Origin of the sequence: Streptococcus mutans (assembly GCF_006739205.1) — a bacterium.
Classification (GTDB): domain Bacteria; phylum Bacillota; class Bacilli; order Lactobacillales; family Streptococcaceae; genus Streptococcus; species Streptococcus mutans.
Window position 1 is genome coordinate 603,667 of record NZ_AP019720.1, and the last position, 18,143, is coordinate 621,809.

The following is an 18,143-nucleotide window of genomic DNA, read 5'->3' on the forward strand; positions in this document are numbered from 1 at the left end:
AAAATGCAACTAACAAAGGAAAAATTCATTCGTGACTTTAAAGACACTCTGCATGAAGAGCAATTAATTAAGATACCTGAAGCAACACCGACGGAACTTTTTGCTTCTTTGGCTAAAGTTGTTCGTAAATATTATACGCCGCTTTGGTTAGAAAGAAATCGCAAGATTTCCCAAAATCAGCAGAAGGTAGCTTATTATTTTTCAATTGAGTTTCTTCCCGGACGTATGCTGGAAACTAATTTACTTAATCTAGGTATCTTAGATACGGTTAAGGAAGGGTTTGCTGAACTTGGTGTCAATTTTGAGGACGTTAAAAATGCTGAACATGATATGGCACTTGGTAATGGCGGTCTCGGCCGTCTGGCAGCAGCCTTTATGGATTCATTAGCAACAACTGGTTATCCTGGTTTTGGGAATGGCCTTCGTTATAAATATGGTCTCTTTAAGCAACGTATCGTTGATGGTTATCAGGTGGAACTGCCAGACTCTTGGTTTGGCTCTGTCGGCAATGTTTGGGAGACACGTAAGGATCATGATGCTGTTGAAGTAAAACTTTTTGGCAATGTTTATTTGCAGGCTAATGAAAGAGGACGCATTGTTCCGGTTTATGATGGCGCACAAATCCTGCGTGCTATTCCTTATGATGTTCCGCAAATTGGTTTTGGTAATGATAACATTAATAATTTGCGTCTTTGGGATGTTGAGATTCCTGAAGAATGTGAATTGAATTACCCAACTCTGGAATCACGTCGTCGTGTTAAAAATATTACGGCTATTCTCTACCCGGATGATTCTAATTATGAAGGTAAAGAGTTACGCTTGATTCAAGAATACTTTATGACAAGTGCTGGTTTACAAACCATTATTAAATCTTATCTTAAACAAGGTTTACCGCTAGAAAGAATTCACGAAAAAATTTCTGTTCATATCAATGATACCCATCCAGCAGTAGCACCTGCTGAGTTTATGCGGTTGTTGATTGATGAATACGATCTTAAGTGGGATCAAGCATGGGAAACGACTGTGCAAACGATGAGTTATACTAACCATACTATTCTTTCAGAAGCTCTTGAAAAGTGGGATGCTGGGCTTTTCAAGAATGTCTTGCCTCGTGTTTATCAAATTATTCTGGAAATTGATAACCGTTTTGTTGCTGGTTTAGCCCAAAAAGGCATTGATCCTCAAATTATTGAAAATACTCGCATTGTTAAAGATAATCAAATTCATATGGCAAATTTGGCTATCATTGGCGGTCACTCTGTTAATGGTGTTGCGAAGCTTCATACAGAACTGCTCAAAGAAGATACCTTGCATGATTTCTATACCCTTTATCCTGGAAAATTCAACAATAAGACTAATGGTATCGTACAGCGTCGTTGGACACAAATTGCAGCACCAGAATTATCTGCAGCGCTTGATCAAATGATTGGTAATAGCTGGCGCACAGATATTCACGAATTGAGAAAGTTAAATGATTTTGCCAATGATTCTGCTGTACTTGATCATTTTTATCAGGTTAAACAAGATGCCAAGGCAAAATTAGCTGCTTATATAAAAGAATCAACAGGCGTGGAGGTCTCAACAGATGCTATCTTTGATGTACAAGTTAAGCGTCTGCATGCCTATAAACGTCAGCTACTAAATGTTCTTCATATTGTGAAATTGTATTGGGATCTAAAGGATAATCCAAATCTTGATATGGTTCCGCGTGTCTTTATCTTTGGAGCCAAAGCAGCACCGGGATATCATTTTGCCAAATCTGTGATTAAAATTATTAATGAATTAGCCAATCTTATTAATAGCGATGAAAGCCTTCAAGGAAAACTCAAAGTTGTCTTTCTTGAAAATTATAATGTTAGTCTAGCGGAACTTATCATTCCAGCAGCCAATGTTTCTGAACAGATCTCTCTAGCTTCCAAGGAAGCCTCCGGAACGTCTAACATGAAATTCATGATGACGGGTGCTGTTACTTTAGCAACGCTTGACGGTGCTAATATTGAGATCAAAGATGAAGTTGGTGATGAGAATATTGTCATCTTTGGTATGACCAAGGATGATGTCTACCGTCATTATGAAAATCATGATTATTACTCACGCGGTGTCTATGAATCTAATCCTGTTATCAAACGTGTTGTTGATACCTTTATCAATGGAACGATTCCTAATAGTCAAAGTGAAGGGACTGAAATTTATGAAGCCCTGATTACCCATAATGATGAATATTTCTTACTTGAAGATTTCATAGCCTATGTGCAGGCTCAAGAAAAGATTGATGCTCTTTATCGTGATAAAGAAACTTGGTCGCGTATGAGTTTGTGTAATATTGCTAACTCTGATAAATTTACTTCAGATGATACGATTACACAATATGCTAAAGAAATTTGGCATTTAGAAATTTAAGCCTTCCCAATAAGAGACTTAGACAAAAGCGTCTAAGTCTCTTTTTTGACCTAATATTTATAAGATAAGTAATCGAATTAAAAGCGTCTTCTATAATGTTGAGAAGTGCTATTGATAATTTAAAAGAATAGGTTAGGAAAAGTCTAAGAAAACGCAACCAAATTTCTTGTTTTCATTGACAAACCTGCAAAATAGGACTAAACTAAACAAGTAAAAAAATTTTGAAGGAGAATTCATTATGTTGAATTTAAAGATTTTAGCACTTGGGATTGCTGTTTTAGGCGTTAGCCTTGGTGAAGGAATTTTAGTTGCTAATATTGCAAAATCTGCAGCTCGTCAGCCTGAAATGTATGGTAAATTACAAACGCTCATGATTATGGGTGTTGCCTTTATTGAAGGTACCTTTTTCGTGCTTCTTGCTTCAACATTCTTTGTTGGCTGATTTCATAATAAGAAAAGGGGGAATTAGAGTTGGAAAAAACAATAAATCCAACGGTTAAATTCTTAGGTATTGAGTTTGACTTAACCATCTTGATGATGTCTCTCTTAGTTGTTCTTATTGCATTCTTATTTGTCTTTTGGACAAGCCGCCATCTGAAAATAAAGCCTACGGGCAGACAAAATGTTTTAGAATGGATCTATGATTTTGTCCTTGGAATTATCAAGCCTAATTTAGGTTCTTATACTAAAAATTACAGCCTATTTGCTTTTTGTCTCTTCCTTTTTGTTTTTGTTGCTAACAATATTGGTTTATTAACAAAGATTCAAGTTAAAGATTATAATTTATGGACTTCCCCAACAGCAAATTTTGCAGTTGATTTTGGTCTTTCTTTAATGGTGGCGGTAATCTGTCACTTTGAAGGTATTCGTAAGCATGGCTTGAAAACATACTTAAAGGATTATTTAGAACCGACAGCAGCTATGTTGCCTATGAATCTCTTAGAAGAACTAACGAATATTATTTCACTGTCTCTTCGTTTATATGGTAATATTTATGCTGGTGAAGTTGTTATGGCGCTTTTGGTACAGTTTGCTGATTTTAGCCCGTATGCGACACCAATAGCCTTTCTGCTTAACATGGCTTGGATTGGATTTTCTATTTTCATCTCAGGAATACAAGCCTATGTCTTTGTTCTTTTAACGACGACTTATATTGGTAAAAAGGTCAATATTGATACTAAAGGCAATTAAGAAAGGAGCAGTGATTTATGTCAACACTTATTAATGGAACAAGTCTAGGCAATTTGCTTATCGTGACAGGATCTTTTATCCTTTTATTACTTCTGGTTAAGAAATTTGCTTGGTCTCAGCTGGCAGCTATTTTCAAAACACGAGAAGAAAAAATTGCAAAGGATATTGATGATGCTGAAAATTCACGTCAAAATGCTCAGGTTTTAGAGAATAAACGTCAAGTTGAGCTTAACCAAGCTAAGGATGAAGCTGCCCAAATTATTGATAACGCTAAGGAAACTGGTAAAGCTCAAGAGTCTAAGATTATAACAGAAGCTCATGAGGAAGCCGGTCGTCTAAAAGATAAGGCCAATCAAGATATTGCTACAAGCAAGGCAGAAGCCCTATCAAGCGTTAAGGCAGATGTGGCAGATCTTAGTGTTCTTTTAGCCGAAAAAATTATGGCAAAAAATCTTGATAAGACAGCTCAAGGTGACTTAATTGATAGCTACTTAGACAAATTAGGAGATGCCTAATGGATAAAAAAACGCAGGCTGTGACTGAGATCTATGCCAAGAGTCTTGTTGAAGTCGCTCTTGAAAGAGATTCAGTCCCTATTATCTATGATGAAGTTAGAGCAATTTTGAGTGTTCTTGATGATCAGCAAGTACAAGATTTTTTAGCAAGCAAGGCAATTGATCTGTCTGCTAAATCTGAAGTTGTAAGACTGTTTCAAGAGTCTTGTTCGAACTATATGAAACAGTTTCTTGAGATTATCTTACAAAATGAACGTCAGCAGCTTCTTTATCTTATAATGAAAGAAGTTTTGAAAGAGCTCAGTCTTAAGACACATATCTTTGATATTGAGGTAACGACAGTTGTCGCTCTTTCAGATGATCAAAAAGAACGGTTGACAGCACTTGTTGAAAAGAAATTTGCCCTAACCAAACGAAATCTTATTGAAAAAATTGATGATGAAATCATTGGTGGTTTTATTATTAAAGCAAATAATAAGGTAATTGACACTAGTATTCGTAGCCAATTACAAGAATTAAAAATGAATTTGAAATAGAAAGTGGTGTGATTTTTGGCAATTAACGCACAAGAAATTAGCGCTTTAATTAAAAAGCAAATTGAAAACTTCCAGCCAAATTTTGATGTCACAGAGACTGGTGTTGTTACTTATATCGGTGATGGTATTGCTCGTGCTTGCGGACTTGATAATGCTATGAGCGGTGAATTGCTTGAGTTTGACAATGGAACTTTCGGAATGGCGCAAAACCTTGAGTCTAGTGATATCGGTATTATTATTCTTGGTGATTTTAATAGTATTCGTGAAGGTGACACGGTTAAGCGTACTGGTAAAATTATGGAAGTACCAGTCGGCCAGTCGCTTATTGGCCGAGTCGTTAATCCGCTTGGTCAGCCTGTTGATGGTCTGGGTGAAATTGAAACGACTGCGACACGTCCTGTCGAAGCGGCAGCTCCTGGTGTCATGCAGCGTCAATCTGTTTCTGAACCTTTGCAAACAGGAATAAAGGCCATTGATGCTTTGGTACCAATTGGCCGCGGACAGCGTGAATTGGTTATCGGAGACCGTCAAACCGGTAAGACTTCAATTGCCATTGATGCTATTATTAACCAAAAGGGACAAGATATGATTTGTATCTATGTTGCTATAGGTCAAAAGGAGTCTACTGTTCGCAGTCAAGTAGAGGTTCTTCGTAAATATGGCGCTCTTGATTATACTATTGTAGTGACAGCTTCGGCTTCGCAACCTTCACCTTTGCTTTACATTGCTCCTTATGCAGGTGTTGCAATGGCAGAAGAATTTATGTACAATGGCAAACATGCTTTGATTGTTTATGATGACTTATCAAAACAAGCAGTAGCTTATCGTGAACTTTCTTTGCTTTTGCGCCGTCCACCGGGACGTGAAGCCTATCCTGGGGATGTCTTCTATCTTCATAGCCGTCTTTTGGAACGTTCTGCTAAGCTTTCTGATGAGCTGGGCGGCGGCTCTATTACAGCCTTACCATTTATTGAAACGCAAGCAGGTGATATTTCAGCTTATATTGCAACCAACGTTATTTCCATCACTGACGGTCAAATTTTCCTTCAAGAAAATTTGTTTAACTCAGGAATCCGTCCAGCTATTGATGCCGGATCTTCTGTATCACGTGTTGGTGGTTCTGCCCAAATTAAGGCCATGAAAAAAGTTGCAGGAACTCTTCGTCTCGACTTGGCTTCTTATCGTGAACTTGAAGCCTTTACACAGTTTGGTTCTGATCTTGATTCAGCAACACAAGCTAAGCTTAATCGCGGACGTCGCACAGTAGAAGTTCTTAAACAAGGCCTTCACAAACCTTTGGCAGTTGAAAAACAAGTCTTGATTCTTTATGCTTTGACACATGGCTTTTTAGACAGTGTTCCTGTTGATGATATTTTGACTTTCCAAGATGATATGTTTGATTACATTGACTCACACGACGCTGGTATCTTTGAAACGATTCGCACAACGAAAGATCTTCCAGAAGAAGCAGTGCTGGACAAAGCCATTCAGACTTTCAAAGATCAGTCACAATTTAGTTAATAATGGGAGGGATCTAGTATGACAGGCTCTCTTAGTGAAATCAAGGTAAGAATTACTTCAACACAAAAGACAGGAAAAATTACCAGTGCCATGAAAATGGTGTCTTCTGCTAAATTGGTTAAATCTGAACAAGCTGCTAAAGATTTTCAAATCTATGCTTCAAAAATTCGTCAAATCACAACGGATCTTTTACATTCTGATTTGAGGAAGGGTTCCAGCAATCCGATGCTTATTTCACGTCCAATTAAGAAGACGGCTTATATTGTCATTACTTCTGATAAAGGCTTGGTTGGTGCCTACAATTCAACCATCCTAAAGGCCGTTATGGATACCATTAAAGATTATCATCCAAAGGGTGATGATTACACCATCATTTCTATTGGTGGAATGGGATCGGACTTTTTCAGAGCTCGTCATATTCCAGTAGCCTTTGAATTACGTGGGTTGGAAGATAATCCCAGTTTTGAAGAAGTTAACCGTATCATTTCCAAGTCTGTTGAAATGTACAAAAATGAGCTTTTTGATGAACTTTATGTCTGTTACAGCCATCATATTAATAGTTTAACCAGTCAGGTTCGTGTTGAAAAAATGCTTCCTATCTCTGATTTGGATGCAGATGAAGCTAGTGAAGATAATGTCGCTAACTTCGAATTAGAACCTAGTCGAGAAGCTATTTTGGAACAACTCTTACCTCAATATGCAGAAAGTTTGATTTATGGAGCGATTATTGATGCTAAAACAGCAGAGCATGCTGCAGGTATGACAGCTATGCAGACTGCAACAGATAATGCAGACAAGGTCATTGAAGATTTAACAAAACTATATAATCGTGTGCGTCAAGCTGCGATTACACAAGAAATTACAGAGATTGTTGCGGGTGCCAATGCCCTAGACTAATCTAATACTTTAAAAGGAGAAAAAAATGAGCACAGGCAAAATTGCTCAGGTAGTTGGTCCTGTTGTTGATGTTGCATTTGCGACAGATGATAAACTTCCTGAGATTAATAATGCATTGGTCGTTTATAAAGATGGCGACAAGTCTCAAAGAATTGTTCTTGAAGTTGCCCTTGAACTCGGTGATGGACTAGTTCGTACCATTGCTATGGAGTCAACTGATGGTTTAACACGTGGGCTTGAAGTCTTTGATACGGGCCGTGCTATCAGTGTTCCGGTTGGAAAAGAAACACTAGGTCGTGTCTTTAATGTTCTTGGAGATACGATTGACCTTGATAAACCTTTTGCAGAAGATGCTGAACGTCAGCCAATTCATAAAAAGGCACCATCATTTGATGATCTATCAACTTCAACTGAGATTTTAGAAACAGGAATTAAAGTTATTGACCTTCTTGCCCCTTATCTTAAAGGTGGTAAAGTCGGCCTTTTTGGTGGTGCCGGTGTCGGAAAGACCGTTTTGATTCAGGAGTTAATTCATAATATTGCTCAAGAGCATGGCGGGATTTCGGTATTTACTGGTGTTGGTGAACGGACACGTGAAGGAAATGACCTTTATTGGGAAATGAAAGAATCTGGTGTTATTGAAAAGACAGCTATGGTCTTTGGTCAGATGAATGAACCGCCTGGAGCACGGATGCGTGTTGCTCTTACTGGTCTTACCATCGCTGAATACTTCCGTGATGTAGAAGGTCAGGATGTGCTTCTTTTCATTGATAACATTTTCCGTTTTACCCAAGCAGGTTCTGAAGTTTCAGCTCTTCTTGGCCGTATGCCATCAGCCGTTGGTTATCAGCCAACCTTGGCAACTGAAATGGGGCAATTGCAAGAACGGATTACATCGACGAAAAAAGGTTCTGTTACCTCAATTCAGGCCATCTATGTGCCAGCCGATGACTATACTGACCCTGCGCCAGCTACAGCCTTTGCTCACTTAGATTCAACCACTAACCTTGAACGCCGTCTGACACAAATGGGGATTTACCCAGCGGTGGATCCTTTAGCTTCAAGTTCACGTGCTCTCTCGCCTGAAATAGTTGGTCAAGAGCACTACGATGTTGCTACAGAAGTACAGCATGTCTTGCAGCGTTATCGTGAGTTACAAGATATTATTGCTATTCTTGGTATGGATGAGTTATCTGATGAAGAAAAGACTCTGGTTGGCCGTGCGCGTCGGATTCAGTTCTTCCTTTCACAAAATTTCAATGTTGCAGAACAATTTACAGGACAGCCGGGTTCTTATGTTCCTGTTGCTGAAACTGTCCGTGGATTTAAAGAAATTCTCGAAGGAAAATATGATGAACTTCCAGAAGATGCTTTCCGAAGTGTTGGAGCTATTGAGGATGTTGTTGAAAAAGCCAAGAAGATGGGTGTTTAAATGAGGTGATCAAATGGCAGAAATGACTGTACAAATTGTAACGCCAGATGGTTTAAAATATGATCATCATGCCAAGTTCATTTTGGTCAAAACGCCAAATGGTGAATTGGGAGTTTTGGCTAATCACGAAAATTTAATTGCACCCCTTGAAGTTCACGAGATGAAAATTAAACGTATTGATGATGACAGTCATGTTGATTGGGTTGCAGTTAATGGTGGCATTATTGAAATTAAAGACAATCTTGTGACTATTGTTGCGGATTCGGCTGAGCGTGAACGTGATATCGATCTTTCTCGGGCAGAACGTGCTAAAAAACGTGCTGAAAAAGCAATTGAAGAAGCTAAAGAGCAACATCGTATTGATGAAGTTCAACGTGCTCAGGTTGCTTTGCGGCGTGCTCTTAACCGTATAAATGTAGGATCTAAATAAGAAACAAAAAGAGGCTGGCACAAAAAGTGCTCCAGCTTTTTTGTTGTACAGAGGTTTTAATTTAACACAATGGTTGATGGGAATTTTCGCATCTTAATTTTTAGGCTTAAACCTTTAACTGTTTAGGAATCATTGAATCTTATCTATCCCATGAACGCCAGACAATGTCGATACCTATCCACTTTGCGAAAACTAAGCGACAAAATCGACATCGCCATTTCATGACGCTCTATCGATTTTTATCCACTCTCTTTTTTGGTATAATAGACTTATGGAAATTTTACGAAATAGTATCATGTTGATGAGTCATTTTATATTCATTGCTATTTTTTACAATCTTCTGATTAATTTATTTGATTGGGGAAAAATTGTTAAACGAGCTTCTGAGAATATAGGACGTCTTAAATTGTTTTTGTTGTTTATTAGCATTGTCATTGGTTATATGGTTAGTACCTTTATCTGGTCTGTCATTTCGTTAAGTCAAGATATCTTTTTTGCGATTTAATTTATTCGAATAGTGTCTTTATTGTGGTATAATGCAAGAATAAAATATAATAATTGGAGAAATTCGTGGATAGAATAATTATTGAAGGCGGAAATACACAACTTAAAGGGGAAGTCGTTATTGAAGGGGCTAAAAATGCCGTTCTTCCGCTATTGGCAGCGGCTATTTTACCGACAGAAGGGCAAACGCTTCTGAAGAATGTACCTATTTTGTCTGATGTTTTTACCATGAACAATGTTGTACGTGGTTTAAATGTTGCAGTCGATTTTGATGAAGAAAGGAACCAGATACTGGTAGATGCAACAGGTGATATTTTAGATGTGGCTCCTTATGAATATGTCAGTCAAATGCGAGCATCTATCGTTGTTTTGGGACCTATTTTAGCACGAAATGGTCATGCTAAGGTTTCTATGCCCGGAGGCTGTACAATTGGCAGTCGCCCCATTGATTTGCATTTAAAAGGTTTAGAAGCTATGGGAGCAAAGATTCAACAGACAGGTGGTGATATTACAGCCACTGCCGATCGTTTAAAGGGTGCTAACATTTACATGGATTTTCCAAGTGTTGGCGCGACTCAGAATCTTATGATGGCTGCTACTTTAGCTGATGGAACAACGATTATCGAAAATGCAGCACGTGAACCAGAAATCGTTGACTTGGCTAATCTTCTAAATAAGATGGGTGCCAGAGTCATTGGTGCAGGAACTGAAACCTTGACCATTATAGGTGTTGATAAAATGCACGGTACTGACCACAGTGTTGTTCAAGATCGTATTGAAGCAGGAACCTTCATGGTTGCAGCGGCTATGACCAATGGAAATGTCTTGGTTAAGAATGCTGTGTGGGAACACAATCGTCCTCTTATTTCTAAATTAAGAGAAATGGGCGTCCAAGTCACTGAAGAAGAAAGAGGAATTCGAGTGATATCTGATGTGACCAAACTCAGACCTGTAACGGTTAAAACCATGCCCCATCCCGGTTTTCCAACGGATATGCAAGCGCAGTTTACAGCACTGATGGCAGTCGTTAAGGGTGAATCAACAATGATCGAGACAGTTTTTGAGAATCGTTTTCAACATTTAGAAGAAATGCGGCGGATGGGGCTCACTTCAGAAATTTTACGCGATACAGCCATGATTCATGGTGGCGAACAACTGCAAGGTGCCCAAGTTATGTCAACTGATTTGCGAGCTAGTGCTGCCCTTATCTTAACAGGTATGGTGGCTGATGGTAAAACAACTGTTGGTAAGTTAAATCATTTAGATCGTGGTTACTATCAATTTCACGAAAAGCTGACTAAGCTTGGTGCAACAATTAGCCGTGTTAATGGAGAATAGGAATGAATAGTGGTTGGAAATATGTTCGGAATCAATTAGCTTTTGTTGTCCTCATTGCTCTTTTATGTCTCATTTTTCTGGCAATCGGTCTAATGTTTGGTTATAGTTTTATTGGTGAAGGTAGAAATCCTTTATCTATCTTATCCTGGGATAAATGGCAGTCAATCATTGATAAATTTACTGGAAAGTAGGATTAGCCTACTTTTTTAATGGTATTTTTAGAGGAGTTTCTATGACTAGAAAAACGAACAAGTCTCAGCGAAAACAGCAAAAATTATGCTTATCTCTCCTTGCTGCTTTGAGCGTATTTGTTTGTACTTATATTGCAACCAGTGATCATATTGCTGATAGTAACCCTATAAAGCAGGCTGCCCAATTATTGACAGGTAAAAACAAGGATATACTTTCAAATGGTTCAATGAGCCATCAAGCGACTCCCAGTCAAGAATTAGCCAATACTGTTATGACGGATGCAGTAAAAAATGCCTTGGGTAGACAAATTGAATGGAGTGGTGCAGGTTCTTTCATTATTAATCATAATAAAACTGACCTTAACGCTGATGTTGCTAGCCAACCGTATGCTAGTAATCAGACCAAAATCGTTCAAGGACAGACAGTACCAACAGTAGCAAATGCTTTGTTAAGTAAGGCTACTCGTCAGTACCGAAACCGCCAAGAGACAGGAAATGGCAGGACAAATTGGCAGCCAGCAGGCTGGCATCAGCTTTATGATTTGCCGGGTGACTATGATCACGCGGTTGATCGTGGACACTTATTGGCTTATGCTTTGGTTGGTGGTTTGAAACGATTTGATGCTTCAACGAGTAATCCTCAAAATGTAGCAACACAAGCAGCTTGGGCTAATGAAGCCAATAGTTCAAACTCAAGGGGACAAAATTATTATGAAACACTGATTAGAAAAGCTTTGGATAGTCATAAGCGTGTTCGTTATCGTGTGACTCTTATCTATGATGACAACAATGATATCTTAGCCAGTGGCAGTCATCTAGAAGCCAAATCATCAGATGGCAGTCTAGAGTTCAATGTCTTTATTCCTAATGTTCAAAGCGGTTTGACCTTTGATTATGCAACAGGACAAGTTAAGGCAAATTAATGTTGCTGTACTTTTAAAAATAAAAGTAAAAAAATCAGTCTGGAATTTTGATATCCAGACTGATTTTTTAGTCCGTTGCTTGTTCCCACTTTTTAGCAAGACGGCGAGAAAAACTTGAAATGATAAAGTTAATGATAAAATAAGTTACTGCAACAATCCCATAAAGAGCAAAGACTTGATCAGCTTCAAAATATTTTCCCATCAAAATTTGACTTTTTCCGAATAATTCTTGAAGGGCAATAACAGAATAAAGAAAAGAAGTATCTTTAATAACAGTTACAAATTGGGAAATGATAGCTGGCAGCATTTTTCTGATAGCCTGAGGGAAAATGATATAAATAAAAATCTGAGAATTGGTTAATCCTTGAGCAAGTCCTGCCTCAGTTTGTCCATTATCAATAGCATTTAATCCGCCTCGGATAATTTCTGCTAGAGCTGCAGAGGTAAAAACAGTGAAAGCAGTAATCCCAGCAGGAGTGGATTTCATTTGAAAGACAAGAAAGACAATGAAAATCCATAAAAGATTAGGAACATTTCTGACGAACTCAATATAAATACTAGCAATCCATCTTAGCGGTTTATTTTTACCATTGCGCATAACAGCTAGAATCGTTCCTAAAATGGTAGATAGTACAATGGAAATAAAAGAGATATAAAGTGTTAGCCACAAACCTTGAAGTAAAAAATTGAAATTTGTGGGTGTTAATAATGCTTTCATTAGTCAGCCTCCCTTTATAAATGATAAGCTTCTTTGTTAGCTTCTTCTTTACGTCGAGCCCAAGTTGCAAGAGGAAAACACATGATGAAGTAAAGGAAGGCGGCACCAGCAAAAGCAGGGATGTAATTAGTTGTTTCGTAGGCCCAAGCTTTGGCCGTAAACATGATATCCGCGCCTGAAATAATAGCAACTGTTGATGTGTTTTTTATCAAGTTAACCACTTGGTTTGTCATTGGTGGCAAGATAGTTCTGATGGCCTGCGGCAAGATAATTAGACTCATGGTCTCTTGATAGGTAAATCCTTGAGAAAGAGCTGCTTCGGTTTGTCCTCTAGGCACAGCTTCAATACCAGAGCGAATGACTTCTGCAATGTAAGCACCGTGGTAAATACCAACACAAAGTACTGCAGTAAAGAAGGCTGAGATCATAACAGCACCGTTTGTCATAATAGCTAACCCGTAATAAACAAAGACGAATTGTACCAATAATGGTGTATTTTGAAAAATCTCAACATAAACACGGGCTATTCCTTTGAGAAGCCTAGTTTTAGAGGAACTCATGGCGCCAAAAATGACACCAAGAATTAAAGAAAGCAGTAAAGCGAAGACGGACATTTCAAGTGTATAAAAGAAGCCTTTTAAAAATTGATTGAAATTGGCAAAGAATGCAGACCAGCGGCTCAGAGCAAAAGGGCCGGAAGTAGCAGTAAATAGTAGCATAATATCTCCTTTACTCATTATTTATCTGGTTTGGCTGATTCAAGATTATGTTTATTATAAATGCTTTCAAGACTTTTATCAGCAGTCCATTTTTTTAATAAATAATTAACATATTTTGTTAAGCCAGTATTTGATTTTTTAGTGGCAATACCATATTCTTGCGTATTAAAGCCAGATTTTAGCAATTTAGATTGCTTGCTGACATAGCCAGTGAGGATGGACTTATCAACAGAAAAAGCGTCAATGCGTTTAGAATAGAGAGAAATAGCAAGTTCAGGGAAACTTCCCAATTGAACATAGTTAAATTTTAAGTGGTGTTTTTTAGCATAAGCTTCAAGATTAACCTTAGTTGTTGCCCCTTGAGAAACACCAATAGTAAGTCCGTCTAGATCAGAAATTTTTGAGATCTTGCTTGATTGACGAACCAAAAAACCAATTTGGTCATAATAATAAGGTTTAGAAATACTGTAAGAAGCTTGACGTTCTGGAGTAATGGTATAGGTAGCAATAACTAGGTCAACTTGGCCGTTGTCCATAAGAGGTTCACGAGTTTGAGTCGTAACGGGAACAAGTTCAAGTTTTACCCCAATAGATTTGGCGATTTTACGAGCAATATCAATTTCCATTCCCTCGTATTTACCCGTCTCAGCATTGTAATAACCGAAATTAGGAACATCTTGCTTGACACCGACCTTAAGCACTCCAGCCCTTTTAATTTTTTTAACTTGTGGAGAGGTTACATTATCAGCGTTTACTTTGGATAACCCTGAAAGGCTTGTTGCAATCATAATCAGAGCAGCCAAACTGATGAGAAATTTTTTGATGTTCATTCGCTTTCTCCTTTTTGGTTGATATTCACTTTTTCACTGGTATGATTGATAATTTTGCTTAAGAACTGTTGAGCTCGTGGATCTTTTGGATGTTTAAAGAAACCATCAACATCAGTTGTATCTTCTAGAATTTCTCCATCAGCCATAAAAATGATACGATCGGCAACTTCACGTGCAAATCCCATTTCGTGAGTGACGACGACCATGTTCATGCCTTCTAAGGCTAAATTTTTCATAACGGCTAAAACATCCCCAATGGTTTCAGGATCCAGTGCAGAAGTTGGCTCATCAAAAAGCAGTAACTTAGGATTCATAGCTAGTCCGCGTGCAATAGCGATACGCTGTTTTTGTCCGCCAGATAGCATACCCGGATAGGAATCTTTGCGATCCCACATGTTAACATAAGTGAGATATTTTTCAGCAATAGCATCGGCCTTTTTCTTATCCATTCCTAAAACTTTAATTGGGGCTAATGTCACGTTTTCTAGCACTGTTTTGTGAGGGTAGAGATTAAAATGTTGGAAAACCATACCAACTTCTTTTCGAAGTGTGACTAGGTCCTTAGTTGAAGCATTGGTAACTTCATGACCGTTAACAATGAGTTCACCAGAGTCAATGGATTCCAGAGCATTCATTGTGCGAATAAGTGTGGACTTCCCAGATCCTGAAGGACCAAGTAAAACAACAACCTGTCCTTTTTCAATTTCTAGATTTATATTACGAAGTGCATGGTAGTCCCCATAGTATTTTTCCACATTTTTAAAGGTAATGAGTGCCATAGTCTTCTCCTTATTTGACATAAATTTATTGTTAGCTTTTCTAACATTATATTGTTATACTATCATACCTTTTCTAAGATGTCAAATATTATCAGAAAATTCAGTAAGATAACTTTCTCTAATAGTTTGAAATAAACTTGTTGGTTTTCATTTGCCATTGATTTTGATATAATCGTAGAGGGTTACTTTAAGCAGTAAAGCTTTAAGTAAATAAAAATGGTTCTAACATAAAGTTTACTCTAAGTGGGCTTGATATAAAAATCAGATAAAAATTAATAAAATAGCATGATTTTTAATCTTTCTTACTTATTTCATAAACTTCTATTTTAAGACCATAAGCGAGGTATTCATAATGAAGAAAATTCTAATCGTTGACGATGAAAAACCAATTTCTGATATCATCAAGTTTAACTTGGCTAAGGAAGGTTATGACACGATTACAGCCTTTGATGGGCGTGAAGCATTAAGTAAATATGAAGAAGAAAATCCTGACTTGATTATATTGGACTTAATGTTACCAGAACTAGACGGTCTTGAAGTGGCTAAGGAAGTTAGAAAAAACAGCCATGTTCCAATTATTATGTTATCAGCTAAAGACAGTGAGTTTGATAAGGTTATTGGTCTTGAAATTGGTGCTGATGATTATGTGACTAAACCTTTTTCTAATCGTGAATTACTGGCGCGTGTAAAAGCGCATCTTCGCCGTACTGAAAATATTGAATCCGCAGTGGCTGAGGAAAATGCTTCAGGTATACCTGAAATTATTATTGGGGACTTGCAAATCTTACCAGATGCTTTTGTTGCTAAAAAACGTGGAACAGAGGTAGAGTTAACTCACCGTGAGTTTGAGTTGTTGCATCACTTAGCGACACACACAGGTCAGGTGATGACGCGTGAACATTTACTTGAAACGGTTTGGGGCTATGATTATTTTGGAGATGTCCGTACTGTTGATGTTACTGTTCGTCGTCTGCGTGAAAAAATTGAAGATACACCTAGTCGTCCAGAGTACATTTTGACGCGACGCGGTGTTGGTTATTACATGAAATCATATGACTAATGTGTTTGAATCAAGTCCCTTATTTTTACGAATTTTATTAGCAGTTTTAATCATTTTACTCTTTTTTTATTTTATTTTTCTCAATTACAGAGAGTATAAAAATAATAATCAAGTTAAACAGTTAAATGCTAAAGTACGTTCTTTGATTACTGGCCATTATACTGATAAATTAAAGGTTGAGGATAACTCTGACTTGTCAGAACTAGTGAATAACGTTAATGATTTATCAGAAGTTTTCCGTTTAACGCATGAAAATTTGGCACAGGAAAAAAACCGTCTGACTAGTATTTTATCTTATATGACAGATGGTGTTTTGGCAACAGATCGCCGCGGAAAGATTACCGTTATTAATGATATGGCGCAAAAGCAACTGAATGTAACGCGTGAGCAGGCATTGGAGTGCAATATTCTGGATATTTTGGATGATGATAGTTATACTTACAATGATTTGATTACAAAAACGCCGGAAATTGTTCTGACGCGGCGTGATGAATATGATGAATTTATCACTTTACGCATTCGTTTTGCCTTAAACCGCCGTGAAAGTGGCTTTATTTCAGGACTAATTGCTGTCTTGCATGATGCGACCGAACAGGAAAAAGAAGAACGTGAACGCCGTCTCTTTGTTTCTAATGTCAGTCATGAACTGCGGACACCATTAACCTCTGTAAAGTCCTATTTAGAAGCTTTGGACGATGGTGCCCTGACAGAATCAGTGGCTCCTAGTTTTATCAAGGTATCACTTGATGAGACTAATCGCATGATGCGTATGATTACTGATTTACTTAGCTTATCACGTATTGATAATCAGACCAGTCATTTAGATGTTGAATTGACGAATTTTACAGCTTTTATGAATTATATTCTGGATCGCTTTGATCAAATTCAAAGTCAGCAATCAACTAATAAGGTTTACGAAATTATTAGAGATTATCCTGACAAATCAGTTTGGATTGAAATTGATACCGATAAAATGACTCAGGTAATTGATAATATTTTAAATAATGCAATCAAATATTCACCTGATGGCGGTAAGGTGACTGTAACGATGCAGACAACAGATACACAACTCATCCTTTCTATATCCGACCAAGGCTTGGGTATTCCTAAGAAGGATCTCCCTCTTATTTTTGACCGTTTTTATCGTGTTGATAAGGCAAGAAGCCGTGCTCAAGGTGGGACTGGTTTAGGATTAGCAATCGCCAAAGAAATTGTCAAACAGCATAAAGGCTTTATTTGGGCCAATAGTGAGGAAGGCGAAGGGTCGACCTTTACCATCGTTTTACCTTATGAAAACGATAATGATGCAATTGATGAATGGGAAGAAGATGAAGACGAATCATGACAGAAACAGGTTTTAGATACAGCATTCTGGCTTCTGGTTCAAGTGGCAATAGTTTTTATTTGGAAACTCCTCAAAAGAGAATTTTAATTGACGCAGGCCTCTCAGGTAAGAAAATTAGTCAATTAATGGCAGAAATAGACCGAAAAGTAGATGATGTTGATGCCATTTTAGTAACACATGAACATAAAGATCATATTCACGGTGTTGGTGTACTAGCTCGGAAATATGGTTTGGATGTCTATGCGAATGCAGCAACATGGCAAGCTATGGATAGCATGATTGGTAAAATTGATGTCAGCCAAAAACATATCTTTGATCTGGGGAAAACCATCACTTTTGGGGATATTGATATTGAAAGTTTTGGTGTCAGCCATGATGCTGCTCAACCACAGTTTTACCGCCTGATGAAAGACGGCAAGAGTTTTGTCTTATTGACGGATACAGGTTATGTCAGTGATCGTATGGCAGATCTGATTGAAAATGCTGATGGTTATCTGATTGAGTCCAATCATGATATTGAAATTTTACGCTCAGGTATCTACCCTTGGAGTTTAAAACAGCGTATTTTATCCGATAAAGGACACCTATCAAATGATGATGGTGCAGAAACAATGGTTCGAACTTTGGGGAATAAAACAAAAAAGATTTATTTGGGACATCTCAGCAAAGAAAACAATGTCAAAGAATTAGCCCATATGACGATGAAGAATGCTCTCATGCAGGCAGATTTGGCTGTAGATCATGATTTTAAGATTTATGATACCTCGCCAGATACTGCTTTACCATTAGCAAAAATCTAGTGGACAGCTTAAAA

General features: G+C 37.8%; 20 protein-coding genes. 16 read left to right on the top strand and 4 right to left on the bottom strand.

Features of this window, described 5'->3' with window-relative positions:
• Positions 1 to 3: 3 nt before the first annotated feature.
• From FNL60_RS03300 to FNL60_RS03360, 13 genes are all read left to right on the top strand, one after another.
• The gene (locus FNL60_RS03300; RefSeq protein ID WP_002279968.1) at positions 4 to 2,400 is read left to right on the top strand and encodes a glycogen/starch/alpha-glucan phosphorylase; all 2,397 of its coding nucleotides are present in this window, start codon (positions 4 to 6) and stop codon (positions 2,398 to 2,400) included.
• Between the two features lie 238 nt (positions 2,401 to 2,638).
• A complete protein-coding gene (locus FNL60_RS03305) occupies positions 2,639 to 2,842 on the top strand; it encodes a F0F1 ATP synthase subunit C (RefSeq protein ID WP_002262946.1) in 204 nt (67 codons plus the stop codon).
• A gap of 29 nt (positions 2,843 to 2,871) precedes the next feature.
• Entirely contained in the window at positions 2,872 to 3,591 is a 720-nt protein-coding gene (gene atpB / locus FNL60_RS03310) for a F0F1 ATP synthase subunit A (protein WP_002262945.1), read from the top strand.
• Between the two features lie 17 nt (positions 3,592 to 3,608).
• The gene (gene atpF / locus FNL60_RS03315; protein WP_002266145.1) at positions 3,609 to 4,106 is read left to right on the top strand and encodes a F0F1 ATP synthase subunit B; all 498 of its coding nucleotides are present in this window, start codon (positions 3,609 to 3,611) and stop codon (positions 4,104 to 4,106) included.
• The gene (locus tag FNL60_RS03320) at positions 4,106 to 4,642 is read left to right on the top strand and encodes a F0F1 ATP synthase subunit delta (protein WP_002279969.1); all 537 of its coding nucleotides are present in this window, start codon (positions 4,106 to 4,108) and stop codon (positions 4,640 to 4,642) included. Before atpF ends, FNL60_RS03320 begins: the two co-directional genes overlap by 1 nt.
• Positions 4,643 to 4,657: 15 nt before the next feature.
• Positions 4,658 to 6,163: a F0F1 ATP synthase subunit alpha gene (atpA, locus tag FNL60_RS03325; RefSeq protein ID WP_002275914.1), complete on the top strand. Its 1,506-nt coding sequence runs from the start codon at positions 4,658 to 4,660 to the stop codon at positions 6,161 to 6,163.
• 18 nt (positions 6,164 to 6,181) lie between these two features.
• Entirely contained in the window at positions 6,182 to 7,060 is an 879-nt protein-coding gene (locus FNL60_RS03330) for a F0F1 ATP synthase subunit gamma (RefSeq protein ID WP_002262941.1), read from the top strand.
• Positions 7,061 to 7,085: 25 nt separating this feature from the next.
• A complete protein-coding gene (gene atpD / locus FNL60_RS03335; RefSeq protein WP_002264827.1) occupies positions 7,086 to 8,492 on the top strand; it encodes a F0F1 ATP synthase subunit beta in 1,407 nt (468 codons plus the stop codon).
• A gap of 13 nt (positions 8,493 to 8,505) precedes the next feature.
• Complete coding sequence (locus tag FNL60_RS03340) at positions 8,506 to 8,922, top strand: F0F1 ATP synthase subunit epsilon (RefSeq protein ID WP_002262939.1); 417 nt, start codon at positions 8,506 to 8,508, stop codon at positions 8,920 to 8,922.
• 271 nt (positions 8,923 to 9,193) lie between these two features.
• The gene (locus FNL60_RS03345) at positions 9,194 to 9,427 is read left to right on the top strand and encodes a DUF1146 family protein (protein WP_002285829.1); all 234 of its coding nucleotides are present in this window, start codon (positions 9,194 to 9,196) and stop codon (positions 9,425 to 9,427) included.
• A gap of 65 nt (positions 9,428 to 9,492) precedes the next feature.
• A complete protein-coding gene (murA, locus tag FNL60_RS03350; protein WP_002262937.1) occupies positions 9,493 to 10,764 on the top strand; it encodes a UDP-N-acetylglucosamine 1-carboxyvinyltransferase in 1,272 nt (423 codons plus the stop codon).
• Positions 10,765 to 10,766: 2 nt separating this feature from the next.
• Complete coding sequence (locus FNL60_RS03355) at positions 10,767 to 10,955, top strand: DNA-directed RNA polymerase subunit beta (protein ID WP_002279970.1); 189 nt, start codon at positions 10,767 to 10,769, stop codon at positions 10,953 to 10,955.
• 41 nt (positions 10,956 to 10,996) lie between these two features.
• On the top strand, positions 10,997 to 11,878 hold the full coding sequence (locus FNL60_RS03360; RefSeq protein WP_002262935.1) for a DNA/RNA non-specific endonuclease: 882 nt from the start codon (positions 10,997 to 10,999) through the stop codon (positions 11,876 to 11,878).
• Between the two features lie 67 nt (positions 11,879 to 11,945).
• Here the strand turns inward: FNL60_RS03360 and FNL60_RS03365 are convergent, their stop codons facing one another.
• The 4 genes from FNL60_RS03365 to FNL60_RS03380 are packed head-to-tail and all read right to left on the bottom strand — an operon-like array spanning position 11,946 to position 14,924.
• Complete coding sequence (locus tag FNL60_RS03365; RefSeq protein WP_002279971.1) at positions 11,946 to 12,596, bottom strand: amino acid ABC transporter permease; 651 nt, start codon at positions 12,594 to 12,596, stop codon at positions 11,946 to 11,948.
• Between the two features lie 14 nt (positions 12,597 to 12,610).
• The gene (locus FNL60_RS03370) at positions 12,611 to 13,315 is read right to left on the bottom strand and encodes an amino acid ABC transporter permease (protein ID WP_002264823.1); all 705 of its coding nucleotides are present in this window, start codon (positions 13,313 to 13,315) and stop codon (positions 12,611 to 12,613) included.
• 17 nt (positions 13,316 to 13,332) lie between these two features.
• Positions 13,333 to 14,145 carry a transporter substrate-binding domain-containing protein gene (locus FNL60_RS03375; protein ID WP_002262932.1) on the bottom strand — a complete coding sequence of 271 codons (813 nt, stop codon included), beginning with the start codon at positions 14,143 to 14,145 and terminating at the stop codon, positions 13,333 to 13,335.
• Positions 14,142 to 14,924 carry an amino acid ABC transporter ATP-binding protein gene (locus tag FNL60_RS03380; protein ID WP_002262931.1) on the bottom strand — a complete coding sequence of 261 codons (783 nt, stop codon included), beginning with the start codon at positions 14,922 to 14,924 and terminating at the stop codon, positions 14,142 to 14,144. The genes FNL60_RS03375 and FNL60_RS03380 overlap by 4 nt, the downstream gene beginning before the upstream one ends.
• A gap of 352 nt (positions 14,925 to 15,276) precedes the next feature.
• On the opposite strand from FNL60_RS03380, the gene yycF reads away from it, so the two are divergent.
• From yycF to FNL60_RS03395, 3 genes are read left to right on the top strand one after another with little or no spacing between them, the layout of a single operon-like run.
• On the top strand, positions 15,277 to 15,984 hold the full coding sequence (yycF, locus tag FNL60_RS03385; RefSeq protein ID WP_002262930.1) for a response regulator YycF: 708 nt from the start codon (positions 15,277 to 15,279) through the stop codon (positions 15,982 to 15,984).
• Positions 15,977 to 17,329 carry a cell wall metabolism sensor histidine kinase VicK gene (vicK, locus tag FNL60_RS03390; protein WP_002264821.1) on the top strand — a complete coding sequence of 451 codons (1,353 nt, stop codon included), beginning with the start codon at positions 15,977 to 15,979 and terminating at the stop codon, positions 17,327 to 17,329. Before yycF ends, vicK begins: the two co-directional genes overlap by 8 nt.
• Complete coding sequence (locus FNL60_RS03395) at positions 17,326 to 18,129, top strand: MBL fold metallo-hydrolase (RefSeq protein WP_002279972.1); 804 nt, start codon at positions 17,326 to 17,328, stop codon at positions 18,127 to 18,129. Before vicK ends, FNL60_RS03395 begins: the two co-directional genes overlap by 4 nt.
• The last annotated feature ends 14 nt before the right edge of the window (positions 18,130 to 18,143 follow it).